Genomic DNA, 19,249 nt, shown 5'->3' with positions numbered 1-19,249 from the left:
CCCAAAAGCAGCTTAAACCGTGACCCCGACACGTATCACGGAATGTATTTTGCAATATCAACCGACATATCCGCCAAAAGGTCACTCATGGCGGAAACCGTGCTTTCAACATCGGTGTTTTTGGGGTCAACAACCTTCTCGTACCGGTTTGATGCAGTGATATCGCCACTTTCAAACGCAACAAGTTTCCAGCGGGCTGCCAAAAGAACCTTGCCATCCGCCTGACGTTCGAACCGGTCGATATCAACCACAATCTGCCAGTCGACGCCATCGCGCGATGTCCAGGGGAATGTTTCCAACCGGACTGCCTTGCCGGTGTGGTCTATATTTTCCAGCAGGATGCGATTGATGTTTTCATCAAGCGGTTCGGCCCACCGATGGCCGACATTGACTTCCAGCCGGTTGGAACTGCTGCGTGACACAATCATCGAACGATCCAGATGACTTGGGATGGTCACAGGCCCAATTCCGATCACAGTCCCCTGCCCGGCAACCGGTGCCGCCGGGTTAAGGGTCGCCGAAAGCAGGTAGTACCGATCCGGGGCCGGTGTTGAACAGGCCGCCATCAAGGGTGCGATAAGAAACAGAAGCACCCCCGCACGGATATGCATTGGCAATGTCTGACGCATTATTCGTCCTCCCTCGGGCCTTTTTTGCCAAGTATCAGTGCACTTGGGTTTTGTTCAAGAAACTCGGCAAGATCGCGCAACGAACGTGCCGTTGCCGTCAGTTCCTTAAGGGCCTGTTCCAGATTATAGCGCACAGGCGACGTCGGGCCGGTCACATCGCGGACACCACCCAATGCTTCGCGGGCGGCATCAAGTGCGCTTTGGGTTGCTGGCAGCACACTGCTGTCAAGGTTTTCAACCAGCTTGTTCACGCCATCTGCCGCCTGTTGAAGACTTTTCATGCCATCGTTCAAGGCAGGAGATGTGACGATGTTTTCCATCCCCTCGACCGTTCCAAGCAAGCGAATGCCGATTTCTTCAATCGGGAACGTTTCAACCTTTTCAAGCAAACTGCTCAGTGAATTGGCAATCTCGTCAAGCTTCTGCGGCAAGGTTGGCAATTCAGGTATATCGCCCTTTTGATTGCCCAGATATCGGGCTGGCGCGACCGTGTGCATCGACAGATCAACAAACAGCTGACCGGTGATGAAGCTTCCTGTTTTCAGCCGCGCCCGCAGGCCATTCTCGACCAAGGTTCCAATGGTTTCTGTGTGATCAATCTCAGCAGAATCACCGCCCACAACACTGACCCGCTCCGGTTCAAGGGTGACAACGACAGGGACCCGGAAGGCGCGCTGATCAACCACATATTCGAGATCAACGCTTTCGACTGTACCAACACGAATACCGTTGAATTCCACCGGTGCGCCGCGTGACAGTCCGCGTACGGATGAGTCGAAATAAAGAATGTATTTCTTACTGTATCCTTCGGTCAGAAGTTCAGCCTGCTCAAGCGTTTTAAACAGATTGAAAACCGTGTCAGACGGGGCTCTTTCGCTTTGTTCACTGTCATCGGGGGTGTAAAAATTAATGCCCCCGGCCAGAACCGATTTAACCGATTGCGCGCGCAATGACAGCCCATCGGAATTAAGATCAACCGCAATCCCGCTTGAATCCCAAAAACGGGTATCGCGCTTCACCAGCTGATCAAACGGTTTTCGAATAAATACGGGAACGGAAACCCCCTTGGCATCGTCATCAAGTTCGGTATCAAGAACTTCGCCAACCTCAACCCCGCGCAGCAACACCGGCGCACCAACCGACAATGACCCAAGTTTGTCCGCCGTCAGGACAAAGCGCGTCCCTTCTTGGTCACTTGTGATGAGTTGGGGCTCCTCGGCACCGACAAAGGTATCTTGCGCAGCACCGCTATCATCAGGAGCTACTTCGATGTATGCGCCAGAAACAATTGTTTCCAGACCAGTAATGCCGCGTCCCGACACCCGGGGACGGACGACCCAGAACTGGGTCTTATCCGTCAGATAGTCACTGAAATCGGCATTCATCCGCACGGTCAGACGTACGTGATCAAAGCCCTTCGCCAAGCTGATTTCGGTGACCTGCCCGACATCAACATCGCGATACCGTATCGGGGTTTTCCCCGCCACCAGCCCGTCAGCCGTTTCAAACGTAAGGGTGATTTCCGGGCCCTTTGACACAACATCGCGCCACAGAAGCCACCCTCCAACCAGAAGCGCCACCAACGGAACCAGCCAGATGATTGAAAATCTGCCCCAGCCTTTTTTGACGTCAGGTTGACCGATTTGTCGTTCGTTTGGCCCTTGTGGCGTCATATTGTCGTCACTCATGACGGGCTCCCCTGTGTTTCTTTCAGACTATTGCTGCGCAAGGTTTTCTGACGCAGTGTTTCCCGGCGCATCCCGGCACGATCCCAGATCAACCGTGGATCAAAGGCCATCGCCGACAGCATGGTTAAAATGACCACGCCACAAAAGGCAACTGCGCCAAATCCCGGCTGAATGGATGCGATGTTGCCCAGTTTCACAAGGGCCGCAAGGATGGATACCATAAACACATCCACCATCGACCAGCGTCCAATCAGTTCCGTAATCCGATAGACCCATGTGCGTTGCCGCAACGGCCCGGACAGGCCCAGCCATGTTGCAAGGTATATCCAGCCGAGCAGAACAATCTTGATAATGGGCACAAGGATACTTGCGGTAAAGACAACAATGGCAATCGGCCACTCCCCGGCTTGAACCAGTGCCGCCACACCAGACAATATTGTATCGGCCTCCGCCCGACCAAGATAGGTCACGGTCATGATCGGAAAAACATTTGCCGGGATGTATAGGACAATTGCCGTCAACAGCAGGGCAAAAGCCCGCGACAGACTGCGGGCCTTACGCATATGAACAACCGCACCACAGCGCGGGCAATGCCCATGATCGACATTCGGCGCGGCAACAACCATAGAACAGGTATGACAGGTCATAAGTCCTGCGCCTGATCCTTTGGTGTTGTCTTGTCCCGAACCGTTGGAACGGCTTTCTATCAGGTCATTTTCAGTAAGATATCGCAAACCCTTTGGCGCAATGCGGCGCCAAATCGTCCGGGGATCAAGCGTGGTATTCATTAAAAGCACGGTCGGGATCAAACAACAGACCGCAAAGAATGCCGGTCCTGCGATCACCTGAGCGAAATCGGTCAACTTGGTCAGGGCGACCAAAAGCCCGATCAAAAACACATCAAGCATCGACCACGGACGAATGATTGCCAGAACACGCCAGACACGTTTAACCCCCGGCACAGTCCACCCCATTGAGATCGGCAACAAGACATAGATATGGGCAGCGATCACCACCATCGGGGCGGCTATCGATGTGAGTGCAACCATAAAGGCCAGAAATGGAAACCCTTCCTGCCAGAATGTCAAAACGCCGCTGCCCAGGGTATTGGTCTCGGCACGGCCTTCCATCGAGAAGGTCAAAAGCGGATAGATATTGGCGATTACAAACAACACGAGGGCCGTAAAGGCCAGTGCCAATGGCTTGTCAAAACGTTGTTGTTCGGCTGCATAAAGCGGTGACCCACATCGAATACAGCACGCGACACTGCCTGCGGGAATGTCGTTTTCCACATGCACATAGTCACAATGTTCACAAGCAATCAGGCGATGCGCCATGGTTTCCCTGTTTAAACAGACCGTTATCGAATTTGTTTTACCCGCCAAAGTAAGCGCCAGTTTGGCCTTGAAGTCAAACCGGATCAGAAAAGAGTCATTCCAAATTTTGGTAAAACGCCTTGTTATCTGAATGTGTTAGCGATCAATTGCGGGTAAAAAACGGCGCGCTTCGGACAAGATTGTTTCATTGACCCGATCGAGCAGTTTGCTTTTCATGGTTCGGTGATGCCAATAAAGCGGACGTTCAATCACATGATCACAGGGCTGGACCAGCCGCCCGGTCCGCAAGGCATCGTTGGCTTGATGGATTTCCACCACGGCATAGGCAATGCCCTGCTCGGCCACCGTCACGAACCCTTGTGAACTTGGCACCGTGTGGGCAGGAAAATCGCCGGGGTTCAAACCGAAATGGGTTTTAAGGTACTGGTTTTGCAATTCATCATGGTGTGAAAAATTCACCGCCGGACAGGACCGCAATGCATCTGCCGTCACCCCGGCCGAAAAATAGCGTTTTTGAAATTCCGGTGACACCACCATGACATAGCGCATCTTACCAAGTGGTCGTGCCCGACAGCCTTGCATCGGGGTCGGGCGCAGGCTAATGGCGCCAAGCACCCTGCCATCCAAAAGGGCCTCGTGATTAAGCGATTCATCATCGACACTTAAATGAACCAGAAGTCCAAATTCATCAAACAAGCACTTGGGAACATTGACAAACCATGTCGCAAAACTATCTGCATTAACCGCAAGAGCCACCTGCCCAAAACCGCCATCAGACGGGATATCGGGCAAGTCATCCTGAAGGTCGTGTTCCAGCAACCGGACACTTTGGTAATGCTGTAACAGGCGCTTACCAGACGCCGTCGCGACAATCGGTTTGGCCCGAATGATCAGGGGTTGTCCCAAACGGTCTTCCAGCAATTTGACCCGTTGCGATATCGCCGATTGCGTCAGGCCCAGTTCGCGGGCCGCCTTTTCAAAACTGGCATGACGGATCACTTCGGCACAGGCTTGCAGTAATTTGTAATCCAGCATGGCCTATCCCAAATTCCCACTCGTTCACATTAAATATTCTAATCCTACATGACCATAATTCGATTTTCTTATTTGATCAAATTGCTATGACTGGGTTCCCAACACACACAGGAATTCCGAATATGTTTCTAAGCTATGCGACCGGATTTGGCCTTGGCGGCGGATTGATCATTGCCATTGGTGCACAGAACGCCTTTGTCCTTGGCCAAGGATTGCGCCGCAATCATCCGATGATGGTGGCATTTGTCTGTGCGCTGTGTGACGCGGTCTTGATTGCCGCGGGCGTTGCGGGTTTGGGGACGTTAATCGCCGCCTACCCGCTTTTGACCAAGATCGCCGCATGGGGCGGTGCTGCGTTTCTGATCTGGTATGGGTTTGGGGCGCTGCGCCGCCTGTTTGATACCGAAACCCTTGCCGAAGAACATATCTCCAAAACCGGCTGGAAAGCCGTTCTATCGACGACCTTGGCGGTCACATTGCTTAACCCGCATGTTTATCTTGATACGGTGGTGATGCTGGGCGGGATTGGCGGGCAGTATCCAGCCGATGAGCGGCTTGGCTTTGCGCTCGGCGCGATGAGTGCCAGTTTCGTGTGGTTCTTTGCCATTGCGCTGGGTGCGTCATGGCTTGCCCCCTATGTGGCACGACCGATCACGTGGAAGATCGTTGATGCCTTGACCTGTGCGGTCATGTGGCTGGTGGCCTATAGCCTGCTGGCGCCGGAAATTGCCGCGCTTATTGGTGGCTGACCGCCCAAAATCAATTCATCATACAATTAAAAGGATGCGGGATTATTGCCCCATCGCATCCTTGAAATGACGGCGACATACCGGGACATAACGATCATTGCCGCCGATTTCGACCTGTGCCCCTTCGCGGACGGGATCGCCGTTTTCATCGACCCGCAAAACCATCCCTGCTTTGCGCCCGCAATGGCAGATGGTTTTAAGCTCATTGAGCTTATCGGCCCAGGCTAGAAGCCATTTCGATCCTTCGAACAGCTCGCCTTGAAAATCGGTACGGATGCCATAGCACAGCACGGGAACCTTATGCTTATCGGCAATGTCGGAAAGCTGCCAGACTTGGTTCTTGGTCAGGAACTGCGCTTCATCGAGCAAAACACAATCAACCTTGCCCTTTTCCAACTCCCCCAAGATCAGCGCCGTCATATCGGTTTTCGCATCAAACAGCAGTGCCGGGGCTTCCAGACCAATACGCGATGCGATTTTGCCCTCGCCAAACCGGTCATCAAACGACACGGTCAGCAACAGCGTCTGCATCCCGCGTTCACGGTAATTGAAGCTTGCCTGAAGCAATGTCGTCGATTTTCCGGCGTTCATCGACGAATAATAAAAGAACAGATTGGCCATGGGTCCCCCGAATGATCGTAAATGGGGAATAGCCGATCAGTGCCGATTGATCAATATGGCTTAAGGCGCAAGTTTTCTTAATGTCGGCTTTCGTCAATATCGGCCAGTTGGGCCCGCAGGAAATCAAGCAGTGTTTTGACCTTGCTGCTGCGCATGACATCACCGGAGTAAACCGCATAAACGCTAAGATCCGGCAGGTTCCAATCAGGCAAAATCCGCATCAAGTCGCCGTTTGAGATATCATCGGCCACATCCGAAAACGGCACCACAGCCATCCCGTGACCATCGCGCAGAAATTGCAGCCGTGCGGTTGCACTATCGACCTGAACACTGCCCGATACCGGGACTTTGCGTTCTTGATCACCTTGTGCCAATCGCAGGGTTTCAGGCACCCGGCTATACATCACCCAGTTATGATCGGTCAGGTCCTCGGGCTGGTCTGGAATACCAAAGGCGGCCACATATTGTTGGCTGGCGACAATGACACGGCGGGTTTCATAAAGACGGATGGATTTTAGTTCCGAACTGCGCAACGGACCGGATCGAATGGCGATATCAATCCCCTGCCCGATCAGATCGACAACCTCGTCGGTCAGGCGCACATCAAGCGCAACGCCGGGATAGGTTTGACGAAACCGGCTTAAGATCGGCACGATCCGCAAATTGCCCATGTGAACCGAACAACTCAGCGATATTTTGCCCACCGGCTCATCACGGAGTTCTTCAACGCGTTTGCGCGCTGCTTCGGCCTCAAGCGTGATGGTGCGGCAACTGTCGTAATAGCGCGTTCCGGCATCGGTCAGGCTGAACGTTCAGGTGCTGCGCCGAAGCAACGGCACGCCAAGTTTCGCCTCAAGCTGCCTGATCTGATGGGAAATCGCCGCACGGCTTAGCCCCATTTTACGCGCAGCGGCGGAAAACCCACCTTCTTCAACCACGCGGGCAAAGATCATCATGGCCCGTACTTCATCCAATGCCGACATTTTATATGCTCAATAAATTTGACAATCTGTTCATATCTACGATCTTTCGCAAAATTTGTCAGCCAACTATATTCGGTTCAAACCAAATCAACGCATGGAGGATCTTATGCGAATCCTGATGATTGTCACATCCCACGACCAGATGGGCGATACCGGCCACAAAACCGGTATCTGGCTTGAAGAACTTGCAGCCCCCTATTTCCGTTTCCGTGATGCAGGTGCCGAAATTACGCTGGCATCGCCCAAGGGAGGTCAGCCGCCCCTTGACCCCAACAGCCAGGTGCCAGATGCCCTGACCGATGCGACCGCACGGTTTGAAAAAGACGACGCGGCGCAAAAGGCATTTGCCAATACCGTCACACTGGATGGTTTGAAGGCCGATGATTATGACGCCATCTTCTATCCCGGTGGTCACGGGCCACTTTGGGATTTGGCCACCGATGCCAAATCGATTGCCTTGATCGAGGCGTTTGTTGCCCAGAACAAACCGGTTGCTGCTGTTTGCCATGGCCCGGCGGCACTGGTGAATGCCAAAGCCACCGATGGCAAGCCATTGGTCGCAGGTAAAAAAGTTACCGGCTTTACCAATGACGAAGAAAAGGCCGTTGGTCTTGAAAAGGTTGTGCCACTGTCGATTGAAGACGAATTCAACAAACAGGGCGGCCTTTATGAACGCGGTGAAATGTGGGCGTCCTATGCGGTTGTTGATGGCAAGCTCGTCACCGGCCAAAACCCGGGATCAAGCGATGCGACCGCCGATGCGGTTATGAAGCTTCTGGGCAAATAATCGCCTGACCTTCTGACGCTAAAACTCCAAGAGTACCAGCCTGAAAGACGTTCACAGCTCTCAGGCTGGTACCATTCGAGTACTTGCGCATCAGGATTTGTGCCCATGTTCGATATCGGGCAGAAACACCGCCAGAAACCCGATGGCGGGTAAAAAGGCACAGACCTGATAGACAACTTCCAAGCCAACGGCATCGGCCAACACACCTAAAATCGCCGCTCCGATCCCGCCAAGCCCAAAGGCAAGACCAAAGAACAGGCCCGAAATCATACCGATGCGTCCGGGCACAAGATCCTGTGCATAAACAACAATGGCTGAAAACGCCGAGGACATGATCAGGCCAATGGCAATGGAAAGAAGCACGGTTGCCGTCAATCCCACATAGGGCAGGATGAGCGCAAAGGGCAACGCCCCAAGGATCGATCCCCAGATGACCTTTTTGCGCCCGATCCGATCCCCGACTGACCCGCCGATTAATGTTCCCGCCGCAACCGCGGCCAGAAAGATGAACAGGTAAATCTGGGCATCGCCTTCGGAAAGCGGGAATTTTTCCATGAGATAAAACACGTAATAGCTGGTGAAACTGGCCAGATAGAACCATTTTGACAGCATCAGGCAAAACAGGACGCTCAGGCCACCGATCACCTGACGACGGGCGGGGCGATCTTCTGGCGCGACAATTACACGTGGACGCCGCACAGCATGACCATTGCGTTTGTACCAGCGCCCCAGCAGGGTCAGGATAATCACCCCACCAAGGGCGACAAAGGCAAACCACGCCAGACTACCCTGCCCGTATGGCAGCACAACCGCCACCACCAGCAATGGCCCAATGGCCGAGCCGACATTGCCGCCAACCTGAAACAACGACTGGGCAAAACCATGTGCCCCACCAGATGCCAACCGCGCCAGACGCGAGGATTCCGGGTGAAAGATCGACGACCCCACACCCAACATGGCACTGCCGATCAACAACACCGTAAAGCTTGGGGCCGAGGACAGCACCAGCAAACCAGAAAGCGACATCCCCATACCAAACGGCAAGGAATAGGGTTGCGGGCGCCGGTCGGTGAAGTGACCGATGAACGGCTGTAACAGGGATGCCGTGACCTGATAGGTCAGTGTCAGCAACCCAAGCTGGGCAAATGACAGATCAAAGCCGCCCTTAAACACCGGATATGCCGCCACAAATAGCGACTGAATCATATCGTTCAGCAAATGACAAAAACTGGCCGCCCCCAGAACCGATAAAACGGTTCGGGCTGGTTGCGGTGATTTGAGAACGGCTTCGTTCATGAGGGACCTCGTTAAGTGGCAACTGTGCCCGTTTCCGGTGCGCGGTCCTTATTATAAAAATTGCCATTCGGCCCACCACCGCGTTAGGGTCAACTTATTACGAGATTGGGCCAATTCATCGGCATAGGTATTGCCATGTCATCTTTTCGCGAAGTTCCCCGCCCGGTCATTGCATTGGGCACCGATTATCCCGACGGTCATGTGATTGCCGCCCATCGCCATGACCGTGACCAGTTGCTGTATGGCTTGACCGGGGTTTTGATGGCATCCACCCCGCAAGGCGCATGGATGATGCCGCCCCAGCGCGGCATGCTGATTCCGGCCGGAGTTGTGCATGAAGTCCGACTGTTTGGCGATGTTAAAATGCGATCATTGTATCTGCGCCCGGAACAACTCGGAACGCCGGATCGCCAGTGTAAGGTGGTCGGTATTTCATCGCTGATGCGGCACTTGCTGAGCGAGGCGGTGACAATTCCGGCTGAGTATGACGTCGACGGGCGCGACGGGGCACTGATGACGTTAATTGAGCATGAAATTAAGCGGCTGCCGGTTTTGCCTTTGTCTCTTCCATTGCCGAAACATGCATCCCTTGGGGCAAAATGCAGAGCATTTCTGACATCCCCGACCCCGCATGAAACGATTGAGGACTGGTGTGATCATCTGGGCATGAGCCGCCGCAGCTTTACCCGCCTGTTTCGCAAGGAGACCGGATCAAGCTTTGTCGAATGGCGGCAACAGGCCTGCATCCTTGCCGCCCTGCCACGGTTGGCCGCGGGTCAGGCCATCACGACCATTGCGCTGGACCTTGGCTATGACAATCCAGCAGCGTTCAGCAATATGTTCAAACGCATTCTTGGCACATCACCCCGCGATTACCGAACCACCGAGACATAATCGTATTTTGTCCAACCGGGGGTTTTCATCGCGGTACAAAGCCCCCTACACTGCCATCCGAAATTCGCCGTCAGCACACACCAACCGTCAGGAAATCATTCCGATGCCCCGTCATGTTCTTGCTATCTGTGGAAGCCTGCGGGCGCAGTCAATCAATCGCACCTTATTGCTGGCCGCACAGAAATGCGGGCAAGCGCACGGGTTAGAAATCCATTTGTATGATGGGTTAGGCAATTTGCCGATTTTCAATCCTGATAATGAGGAAACACCACCCAAAAGTGTTCTTGATTTTCGGGCCAAGCTTGCACAAAGCGACGCGGTTTTGATCGCCAGTCCGGAATATGCCCACGGGGTGACCGGGGCGATTAAAAACGCGCTTGATTGGGTGGTTGCCAGTGGCGAGTTCATGCAAATGCCGGTCGCAGCCATCAACGCATCGGGCCGGGCCACGATTGCGCAGGCGGCTTTGATCGAAACCATCCGCACCATGGATGCAAATATCATTGAGCAAGCCTGTCTGACCATTGCGCTTAATGGCAAGAATTATAGTGCCGAAGACATTTTAAACGACCCGGAAACGGTCGGATTATTGGATCAGTCACTTGGCGTATTGAAGAACGTAATCGGATTTTCGCATCAGAAACGTGGCATCGCCTAAAATTGAAAAAGCGGCCCGCTTCGTCTTGAAACGGGCCGCTTTTTATGTTGGTGATTTTCAGTACTCTGCTTGCATTACTTATCGCCAAACAGGTATTCAATCTATGTCGGGAGAACCGAAAAAATTTTGCCTCCCACGATAAGTATCTTGGTCCATTACCATAACCATATCGTTTGCGGTTTTACCCTTAAAATCCGGGATAAAGAGCAGCGGCAACTTCTGCTTTCCAACATAGCCAACTTGGGCACCTTTAAACGAGCCATCAAACATTTGCGCACCCAAAAGACCTAGCAATTCACTTGGCACGTAAGCTTCTTTGGGAAACGCTGTAGTGCAAAACTTTCCATTCTCTGTAACAGAAAATCCTGCATAAAATTTTCCATCTTTAAGAAAATAATAGTTTAAAGACCTATATTCAGCGTCGTTAATCTTTAAAGTTTTATCTTGGTCAGGCACGTAGATGCCACCCTGATTTTCTATCGCTAGATTAATTGCATCAATGTCACCGATATGTTCAACACATGTTGCTAAAATAATATCAGAAACACGGTCTATATCTTTTGCTATGTATTTGCGAGCGCTATCAGAATAATTAGAAGTAGTTGTTTTCTGGCAAGCCACTAACAGCATGGCAAATGCAAATATCGCGATTTTGTTCATACTATTTCCCCAAGAGACATTAATTTCCGGACGCGTATAGACGAAGTCGATAAAGCTAAACGAACTGAAAAGCTAACCAGATTGATTATCGTATTTTAGTGCCACTAATTTCAAACTAAAAGCCGCCCGCTTCAGCGTGAAACGGGCGGCTTTCCTATTTGTCTGATGACTAAAATCAGCCGAGGATTTTATCGCGCAGCATTTTGTTGACCATGCCCGGGTTGGCTTTGCCACCCGTGGATTTCATCACCTGCCCGACGAACCAGCCGAGCATACGATCCTTACCGTCGCGGATTTCCTGGACCTTGTCCGGGTTGGCCGCAATAACTTCGTCAATGGCAGACTCAATCGCACCGGTATCGGTGATCTGTTTGAGACCTTTTTCTTCGACGATCTTTTCAGGATCACCGCCGGTTTCGATCATGATTTCAAAGACATCCTTGGCGATACGGCCAGAAATGGTGTCATTGGAAATAAGATCGATCAGCTTACCGAGGTTTTCAGCCGTGACCGGGCTGTCAGCAATGCCGACTTCGGCCTTGTTCAGCGCACCAAACAGGTTGGTGATCACCCAGTTCGCCGCCAGTTTGCCATCACGGCCCTTTGCGACGATCTCGTAGTAATCGGCCTTTTCCTTTTCGGCGACAAGTACACCAGCATCATAGGCCGACAGGCCGTTTTCATTGATGAAGCGGGCTTTTTTCTCGTCTGGCAGTTCCGGCAAAGTTTTTTCGATTTCCGCGATAAACGCATCGTCGAACACCAGCGGCAGCAAATCGGGATCCGGGAAATAGCGGTAATCATGTGCCATTTCCTTGGAACGCATCGCACGGGTTTCGCCAAGACGCTGATCAAACAGACGGGTTTGCTGAATGATTTCGCCGCCGGCTTCAAGAACTTCGACCTGACGTTTGGCTTCGATCTCAATCGCCTGCATCACGAAACGGATGGAGTTGACGTTCTTGATCTCGCAACGTGTGCCAAATGGCTCGCCCGGACGACGAACCGATACGTTGGCATCGCAACGCATGGAGCCTTCGTTCATGTTGCCATCACACGTGCCAAGGTAACGCACAATCGCGCGCAGCTTGGTCAGATAAGCACCGGCTTCTTCGGGGTGGCGAATATCAGGGTCCGAGACGATTTCCATCAGGGCAACGCCCGAACGGTTCAAATCGATGTGCGAATATTTCGGGTCCTGATCATGCATCGACTTCCCGGCATCCTGTTCAAGATGCAGGCGTTCAATGCCAACCGACTTGGTCGTGCCATCGGGCATATCAAGGATGATGGTGCCCTTGCCGACAATCGGTTTATCGAACTGCGAAATCTGATAGCCCTGCGGCAGATCGGCATAGAAATAGTTCTTGCGCGAAAAGACGCTTTCTTTGTTGATCTGGGCTTTTAGGCCCAAACCGGTTTTCACAGCCTGACGCACGCATTCTTCGTTGATGACAGGCAACATGCCCGGCATGGCGGCATCAACAAGGCTAACATTGCTGTTGGCTTCGTTACCAAATTTGGTCGAGGCACCTGAAAACAGCTTGGAATTGGAAACCACCTGACAGTGAACTTCCAGACCGACAACGATTTCCCACGGGCCGGTTGAACCTTCGATGATATAGGTCATGGATCAGCCCTCCTGCCCGAATGGTTTTGCGGTAAAGTTGGCCGCACTTTCAAGTACACCCCCGACACGCAGAACGGTTTCTTCGTCAAACGGTTTGCCAATCAGCTGCAAACCAAGCGGAAGACCTTCGGACGACAGACCAGCCGGCAATGACAGGCCCGGAAGACCCGCAAGGCTTGCCGGAACGGTGAACACATCGTTGAGATACATTTTGACCGGATCGTCTTCGTTTTCACCAATCGCAAAGGCCGCAGACGGTGCGGTCGGTGCCAGAATGGCATCAACTTTGCCAAAGGCGTTTGCGAAATCTTCGTAGATGCGACGACGAACTTTAAGCGCCTTATTGTAATAGGCGTCATAATAGCCAGCCGACAGCACATAGGTCCCGATCATGATGCGGCGCTGGACTTCTTTACCGAAACCAGCCGCACGTGATTTGGAATACATGTCATCAAGGCTGTCGCCTTCGTCCATGACACGCTGGCCATAACGCAGACCGTCATAGCGTGCCAGGTTCGACGATGCTTCGGCCGGGGCAACGATATAATAGGTACCCAGCGCATATTTGGTGTGCGGCAAGGTCACATCGACCACTTCCGCACCGGCATCGCGCAACATGGCAACGCCATTTTCCCAAAGCTTGGTGATTTCTTCGGGCATGCCATCAACGCGGTATTCTTTGGGAATACCGATTTTCATACCGCGAATGTCGCCGGTCAGGGCGGCTTCGAAGTCAGGCACTGCCATCGGGGCAGACGTGCTGTCCTTGGCATCGTGACCGGCCATTGAACCGAGCATGATGGCCGCATCACGCACGGTTTTGGTCATCGGACCGGCCTGATCAAGCGAGCTTGCAAAGGCAACGACACCCCAGCGTGAACAACGACCATAGGTCGGCTTCAAGCCAACAATACCGCAATAGGATGCGGGTTGACGGATTGAACCACCGGTATCGGTCCCGGTTGCGGCAAGCGCCATGCCACCGGCAACGGCAGCAGCCGAACCACCCGACGAGCCACCGGGTACAAGGTCCTTGCCGTCTTTGCCTTTCCACGGGTTAATTACATTACCGTAGTAGGATGACGTATTGGCAGACCCCATGGCGAACTCATCAAGGTTCGCCTTACCGAGCATCACAGCGCCATTATCAAACAGCTTGCTGGTGACGGTTGATTCATATTCAGGTTTGAACCCTTCGAGGATGTGCGATGCGGCGGTGGTCTGAACACCTTCGGTGCAGAAAAGGTCTTTGACCGCAATCGGCAGGCCTTCCATGTTGCCAGCGTCACCTTTGGCGCGCTTGGCATCGGATGCCTTGGCCATCTCGATGGCTTTGTCCGGGGTTTCGGTGATGTAAGCGTTCAGGTTGCGATGCGCTTCCATCGATTTCAGGTGTGCTTGGGTCAATTCGACCGAAGTGTAATCACCCTTTGCAAGACCGTCGCGGGCCTCGGCAAGTGTCAGCTTTGTCAGATCAGTCATTATTCAACCACCTTGGGCACAACAAAACAGCCAGCATCGGTCATCGGTGCGTTTGACAGCACTTTTTGCTGGATGTTGCCATCGGTGACTTCATCCTTGCGCAGCGGCAAGGTCAGATCGGCAACCGACGTCAGGGGTTCACAACCTTCGACATCAACTTCTTGCAGTTCCTCGACAAAATCGAGGATACGGGTCAAATCACCCGCCAGTTCGGTCAGGCCTTCTTCGGACACGTTGATACGTGAAAGATAGGCAATACGGCGAACTGTTTCCTTATCCAAAGACGACATGGATGAAAGTCTCTCTTAAGGAATGACAAAAAACCCGGCAGATGATCCATCTGCCAGAACGTGAATTACAGCGCGGAAACTAGCACCCCGACGCCCCCGCCGCAAGGGCCGGTAATGCCGATGATCATGCGCCACACCGGTCGTTTCGGTTTTGAGATTTTACGCCATGGTTCTGGCACAACACCCTCGCGCATCAATGCACGATAACAATCACCATAATGCACATGCGATTGGGCGGAATTTTACAGGCCGAATATACAAACGGGCCGACGACACAGAATGCCGCCGGCCCGATTTAACTCAGATGTATCCCGGTCTGTTTAACGAGATACAGTTCTGGTCTGATGCATTCGGCTTATCCTGGGCTCATGCCACGCAGACGCTCGGAACGACGGCGGAGCAACTCAACCGTTAGCAGAAGCAGGATCGAGACCGATACAAGGATTGTCGCTGCGGCCAGAATGGTCGGAGAAATCTGTTCGCGCAAACCAGTGTACATCTGCCATGGCAGAGTTTGCTGACGGGCTGAGCCGACGAACAACACAACAACCACTTCATCAAACGAGGTGATGAAAGCAAACAAACCGCCCGAAATCACGCCCGGCAGAATAAGCGGCATCTGTACTCTGAAGAACGTAGTGACCGGGTTGGCCCCCATATTCGCCGCTGCACGCGTCAGCGATTTATCAAAGCCCACCAATGTCGCCGTGACAGTGATAATAACGAAGGGAATCCCCAGCACAGCATGGGCCAGGATCACCTTCACATAACCAACAAATGCCTGATTAAGGCCGAGATTTACCTGAAGCCAGTTGCCAAGCGGCGCATAGAAAAAGAACATGCCAGTCGCAGAAATGATCAATGGCACAATCATCGGAGAAATCAGGATAGCCATCATTGCCTGCCGACCGGGCACATGAGACTGGCTCAAACCAATAGCCGCCAACGTCCCAAGCGACACCGATATAATCGTCGCAATCGGCGCAATGATCAGCGAGTTTTTGAGCGGCACCATCCACTCATCCGTCCCAAGGAAGTCACGGTAATGCTTCAGGCTATAGCCTTCGGCCTTAAAACTCAGCATTTCAGGCGTAAAGGTGAAGAAGTTTTCAGCATTGAAGCTTAGCCAAATGACTGGAACCAAGGGTGCGATCAGGAAGAAGAAGACGAAAGCACAGATGAACAGGAACGTACTGTGCCACAGCACCTGCCCCGGTGTGTAATAGATTGGCACACGTTTACGATACTGACCGGTGCCGACCCATGTCGCGAACCAGCCCATCGAGAGGCCGACAAGAAATCCGCCAAACAAACCGCCAACACCGCCGAACATTGCCCCGACGACACCGAAAAGCACGGCAACGCCCCAGATGCTTTTCCAACGCTTGACCGACGTGATCTTTGCCAGAACACCGGCCAATGCTGCACCGACAATGGCACCGCCGATCAACCCGATCCATGGATCACCAAAGATGTTGCCGGTGATAAAGCCGAACATCGCCCCCAATACTGCCACGATGGGCATCGTGAAGGTCAAAAGGTCCGGCCGTTTGATTTCAATGATTGCAGCACTCATGCCCTTAGCCCCCCAACTTCACGTTATCAATGCCGACAATCTTGTCATAGCACCAGTACAGACCGAGCACGACCACCAGAAGGATCGAGCCCAATGCCGCCGCCAGGCCCCAGTTGAGTGAACTTGAGATGTGATAGGCAATCCGGTTTGAGATGAAGACACCACTTGTGCCACCAACGATTTCCGGCGTGATGTAATAGCCAATCGCCAGGATAAAGACCAGGATCGAGCCTGCGCCGATACCCGGTACCGATTGAGGGAAATAAACCCGCCAGAACGCGGTCCAGTTGGTCGCACCAAGTGATTTGGCCGCCCGAAGGTAGCTTGGCTGAATGGTTTTCATCACGGAGTAAAGCGGCAGGATCATGAACGGCAGCAAAATATGTGTCATGGCAATGATCGTACCGGTCGCATTGTTCATCAGGATCAGACGATCAGCATCATTCACAAAACCAAGCCAAACAAGGATTTCGTTGATGACCCCTTGTTGTTGCAAAAGGACTTTCCATGCCGAGGTCCGAACAAGAAGCGACGTCCAGAACGGCAGAAGAACAAGGATCATCAGAATACTGGCCGTGCGCATTGGCAAGTTTGCCAGAAGCCACGCAACCGGATACCCCAGCACGACACAGCTTGCCGTGATGATCAGTGCCATCACAAGTGTGCGCATAAACAGCTGGGTATAGATTTGCTGGTTTTCTGGTTTCTGTTCGATCCCGTCCGGGGTCAATTGCATATCGACCGCATTGAGGAAATATCCTGACGTCATGCTCGATGAATAGAGCTTGATCGTGGCCCAGACATCAGGCGACAGCCAGTCTTCATTCTCAGCCGCGAAGGCCTCGCGGAAGCCGGTTTGCGGCAGTTGGCCGACATTGGCAGCCGCAGCTTTCAAGGCATCAGCCCCCGGCCCGGTATAACTTTGGATCGCGGTGACAGTTTCGGGGTTGGTCAAATCCATCCCCAAGGCACCATAGACTGCTTCCCAAGGGTCTTCCTCGGCAACGGAGTCTTCGTCCTCGATTGCGGTCCAGATTGCGAAATCTGTATAGGCACGCGTGGTCCAGGGCAACATCTGAGCAACCTGCTCTGACGGGACAAAGCCGACATCCCCGGCCATGCTTTCACCAACCATTGCAGCCCAAAGATCGCGGCGCTCCTCAAGCAGATCTTCGCCGTCGGTGCCAGACATCATTTGGTACCAGAACGCACCGTCTTTGAAATTCGCATCGATATCTTCGAGCGGGTCTTGCCACTCTTCACCAACGTCATCAAGCGAACGCCCGGTGGTGCGCAACAAAGATGACAGTCCGGTTTTCTCATAGTTCAGACGCGTCCCCAGTCTGGTGTGCTGTTTGGCTTCTGATGCCTTAAACAGGTCCAGATAAAGGTAGCGGAATACTTGTTCGGACGGCGGCAGCCCGGCGGAACCATCCCATTCGGCAAGTTCGGTTACCACGCCGGGAATTGTGTCGGGCACGATGTCGTTTTCAACAGAGCGGAAAAGCATCGATAGAATAGGAACGATAAAGGTCACGACCACAAACAGCAAAAGTGGCGCGATCAGCATCAGCGCTCGTATCTTTTGCCGCATTAAAGCCCGTCGCAAGCTCTGTTTTAGTGGCCTGCCATCCGCTGCTAGCACTAACTCTTGTGTCGTATCACTCATCACGCCCCCGTCAGCCCGCCGTTTTGTCGGTCTGTTATATCGATTGGTCACACTTTAATGGGAAAAGGGGGCCGCAGGCGGCCCCCTTCCAATTAGCTCTTACTGAGCCAACCAAGCCTGGAACTTGGCATCGATATCGTCGCGGTAATCAGCCCAGAACTCGTAGTTATAAAGGAACGTGTTCTTGCTGTTTGCCGGATCGGTCGGCATATGCGGCGCCATGTCGATACCCAGTGTGGCATGTTTGCCAACCAACGGAGCCGAAGATGCACGGGCCGGACCATAAGAGATGTATTTGGACTGGTCGGCCAAACGCTGCGTGTCGGTCGCAAAGCGAACGAAATCTTTTACGCGGGCAAGGCGATCTTCTGGCAGGCCGGCCGGAATGATCCAACCGTCAAGATCGAAGACCTGTGCGTCCCAAAGCATACCAATCGGCTGGTCCTGCTCAACAATCGCAGAGAACAGACGACCGTTGTAGGTCGAACCCATGAAGACTTCGCCATCAGCCAGAAGCTGCGGCGTATCTGCACCAGCACTCCACCAGATCACGTCATCCTTAATGGTTGCGAGCTTATCAAGTGCCTGCTGCTGACCTTCCGGGGTACCGAGAACGTCGTAAACTTCGTCCTTGGCAACACCGTCGCAAAGCAGTGCCCATTCCATGTTATTGATCGGGCGTTTTTCGAGCGAACGCATGCCCGGATAAGTTTTGGTATCAAACAGTGCACAGATATCGGTCGGCGCAGCAGTGCCTTCCGGAACCATGTCGGTCCGGAAACCAACGGTGGTTGAATAAACGATCTGCGGGATATAGCAATCGCTGACCAGAAGGTCGCCAAAGTCATCTTCGGCCGACGTCCCATCAGGAGCAGGCGCAAGAAGTTCGTTGGCGTCAATTTCCATTGCAAGGCCTTCGTCGCAAAGGCGCAACGCGTCAGCAGCAACGACGTCAACCAGATCCCAGGTGACGTTGTTGGCTTCGTTCATCGCACGTAGCTTGGCAACAGCCTCGTTCGAGCTTTCGTCCCAGGTAATCGTAACATCTGGATGCATGGCTTTGTATGGCTCGGCGTAAGCCGCAACCTGACTGGCCTGATAGGCACCACCCCAGCTTACCAGCGTCATGTTCGAAGCCATATCGTCGGCATATGCCGTACCACTGGCCGCGACGAGCAGTGCCGTCGCCGAAAGGGTCTTAATGAGTTGCATAGTATGCTCCCTGATTGTTTCCCGGAACTATTGACTTCGGAAGGCACCCGGGC

The 19,249-nt window shown here is 53.1% G+C and carries 19 protein-coding genes; 4 read left to right on the top strand and 15 right to left on the bottom strand.

Going from position 1 to position 19,249, the window contains the following annotated elements; genetic code table 11:
- Window positions 1-35 precede the first annotated feature (35 nt).
- From COO92_RS04465 to COO92_RS04450, 4 genes are all read right to left on the bottom strand, one after another.
- Entirely contained in the window at window positions 36-629 is a 594-nt protein-coding gene (locus COO92_RS04465) for a PqiC family protein (RefSeq protein WP_101300269.1), read from the bottom strand.
- Window positions 629-2,317: a PqiB family protein gene (locus tag COO92_RS04460; protein ID WP_101300267.1), complete on the bottom strand. Its 1,689-nt coding sequence runs from the start codon at window positions 2,315-2,317 to the stop codon at window positions 629-631. Before COO92_RS04460 ends, COO92_RS04465 begins: the two co-directional genes overlap by 1 nt.
- Window positions 2,314-3,654: a paraquat-inducible protein A gene (locus tag COO92_RS04455; protein WP_101300266.1), complete on the bottom strand. Its 1,341-nt coding sequence runs from the start codon at window positions 3,652-3,654 to the stop codon at window positions 2,314-2,316. Before COO92_RS04455 ends, COO92_RS04460 begins: the two co-directional genes overlap by 4 nt.
- A gap of 135 nt (window positions 3,655-3,789) precedes the next feature.
- Complete coding sequence (locus tag COO92_RS04450) at window positions 3,790-4,689, bottom strand: LysR family transcriptional regulator ArgP (protein WP_101300264.1); 900 nt, start codon at window positions 4,687-4,689, stop codon at window positions 3,790-3,792.
- Between the two features lie 122 nt (window positions 4,690-4,811).
- Here COO92_RS04450 and COO92_RS04445 point away from each other — a divergent pair, with 122 nt between their 5' ends.
- Window positions 4,812-5,438, top strand: coding sequence for a LysE/ArgO family amino acid transporter (locus COO92_RS04445; protein ID WP_101300262.1), 627 nt, complete (start codon window positions 4,812-4,814; stop codon window positions 5,436-5,438).
- 42 nt (window positions 5,439-5,480) lie between these two features.
- Here the strand turns inward: COO92_RS04445 and COO92_RS04440 are convergent, their stop codons facing one another.
- The 3 genes from COO92_RS04440 to COO92_RS22245 form a co-directional block, all read right to left on the bottom strand.
- Entirely contained in the window at window positions 5,481-6,059 is a 579-nt protein-coding gene (locus tag COO92_RS04440) for a thymidine kinase (protein WP_101300261.1), read from the bottom strand.
- 77 nt (window positions 6,060-6,136) lie between these two features.
- On the bottom strand, window positions 6,137-6,763 hold the full coding sequence (locus tag COO92_RS04435; RefSeq protein ID WP_240626324.1) for a substrate binding domain-containing protein: 627 nt from the start codon (window positions 6,761-6,763) through the stop codon (window positions 6,137-6,139).
- A 108-nt stretch (window positions 6,764-6,871) separates the two neighbouring features.
- Window positions 6,872-7,042 carry a helix-turn-helix domain-containing protein gene (locus tag COO92_RS22245; RefSeq protein ID WP_240626323.1) on the bottom strand — a complete coding sequence of 57 codons (171 nt, stop codon included), beginning with the start codon at window positions 7,040-7,042 and terminating at the stop codon, window positions 6,872-6,874.
- 106 nt (window positions 7,043-7,148) lie between these two features.
- On the opposite strand from COO92_RS22245, the gene COO92_RS04430 reads away from it, so the two are divergent.
- Window positions 7,149-7,829 (top strand): type 1 glutamine amidotransferase domain-containing protein, encoded by a 681-nt coding sequence (locus COO92_RS04430; protein WP_101300259.1) that lies wholly within the window; start codon window positions 7,149-7,151, stop codon window positions 7,827-7,829.
- Between the two features lie 90 nt (window positions 7,830-7,919).
- Here the strand turns inward: COO92_RS04430 and COO92_RS04425 are convergent, their stop codons facing one another.
- Window positions 7,920-9,125: an MFS transporter gene (locus COO92_RS04425; RefSeq protein ID WP_101300257.1), complete on the bottom strand. Its 1,206-nt coding sequence runs from the start codon at window positions 9,123-9,125 to the stop codon at window positions 7,920-7,922.
- Between the two features lie 135 nt (window positions 9,126-9,260).
- Here COO92_RS04425 and COO92_RS04420 point away from each other — a divergent pair, with 135 nt between their 5' ends.
- Together COO92_RS04420 and COO92_RS04415 are read left to right on the top strand one after the other, a co-directional pair.
- The gene (locus tag COO92_RS04420; RefSeq protein WP_101300255.1) at window positions 9,261-10,019 is read left to right on the top strand and encodes an AraC family transcriptional regulator; all 759 of its coding nucleotides are present in this window, start codon (window positions 9,261-9,263) and stop codon (window positions 10,017-10,019) included.
- 103 nt (window positions 10,020-10,122) lie between these two features.
- The gene (locus COO92_RS04415) at window positions 10,123-10,677 is read left to right on the top strand and encodes an NADPH-dependent FMN reductase (protein WP_165792278.1); all 555 of its coding nucleotides are present in this window, start codon (window positions 10,123-10,125) and stop codon (window positions 10,675-10,677) included.
- Window positions 10,678-10,773: 96 nt separating this feature from the next.
- Here COO92_RS04415 and COO92_RS04410 read toward each other — a convergent pair whose 3' ends face one another.
- From COO92_RS04410 to COO92_RS04380, 7 genes are all read right to left on the bottom strand, one after another.
- Window positions 10,774-11,337 carry a hypothetical protein gene (locus COO92_RS04410; RefSeq protein ID WP_101300251.1) on the bottom strand — a complete coding sequence of 188 codons (564 nt, stop codon included), beginning with the start codon at window positions 11,335-11,337 and terminating at the stop codon, window positions 10,774-10,776.
- 175 nt (window positions 11,338-11,512) lie between these two features.
- Window positions 11,513-12,967, bottom strand: coding sequence for an Asp-tRNA(Asn)/Glu-tRNA(Gln) amidotransferase subunit GatB (gene gatB / locus COO92_RS04405; protein WP_101300249.1), 1,455 nt, complete (start codon window positions 12,965-12,967; stop codon window positions 11,513-11,515).
- Window positions 12,968-12,970: 3 nt separating this feature from the next.
- Window positions 12,971-14,449: an Asp-tRNA(Asn)/Glu-tRNA(Gln) amidotransferase subunit GatA gene (gatA, locus tag COO92_RS04400; protein ID WP_101300247.1), complete on the bottom strand. Its 1,479-nt coding sequence runs from the start codon at window positions 14,447-14,449 to the stop codon at window positions 12,971-12,973.
- Window positions 14,449-14,739, bottom strand: coding sequence for an Asp-tRNA(Asn)/Glu-tRNA(Gln) amidotransferase subunit GatC (gene gatC / locus COO92_RS04395; RefSeq protein WP_022730672.1), 291 nt, complete (start codon window positions 14,737-14,739; stop codon window positions 14,449-14,451). Before gatC ends, gatA begins: the two co-directional genes overlap by 1 nt.
- A gap of 355 nt (window positions 14,740-15,094) precedes the next feature.
- Window positions 15,095-16,315: an ABC transporter permease gene (locus COO92_RS04390; protein ID WP_101300245.1), complete on the bottom strand. Its 1,221-nt coding sequence runs from the start codon at window positions 16,313-16,315 to the stop codon at window positions 15,095-15,097.
- A 4-nt stretch (window positions 16,316-16,319) separates the two neighbouring features.
- Window positions 16,320-17,885: an ABC transporter permease gene (locus COO92_RS04385; protein WP_240626322.1), complete on the bottom strand. Its 1,566-nt coding sequence runs from the start codon at window positions 17,883-17,885 to the stop codon at window positions 16,320-16,322.
- 198 nt (window positions 17,886-18,083) lie between these two features.
- Window positions 18,084-19,196, bottom strand: a complete 1,113-nt coding sequence (locus tag COO92_RS04380) for an extracellular solute-binding protein (RefSeq protein ID WP_101300241.1) — start codon at window positions 19,194-19,196, stop codon at window positions 18,084-18,086.
- Between the last annotated feature and the right edge of the window lie 53 nt (window positions 19,197-19,249).

The sequence above is a fragment of the Thalassospira lohafexi genome (assembly GCF_002844275.1).
Classification (GTDB): domain Bacteria; phylum Pseudomonadota; class Alphaproteobacteria; order Rhodospirillales; family Thalassospiraceae; genus Thalassospira; species Thalassospira lohafexi.
The sequence above is the reverse complement of the archived record's forward strand: the minus strand, read 5'-3'. Positions and strand labels throughout refer to the sequence as shown.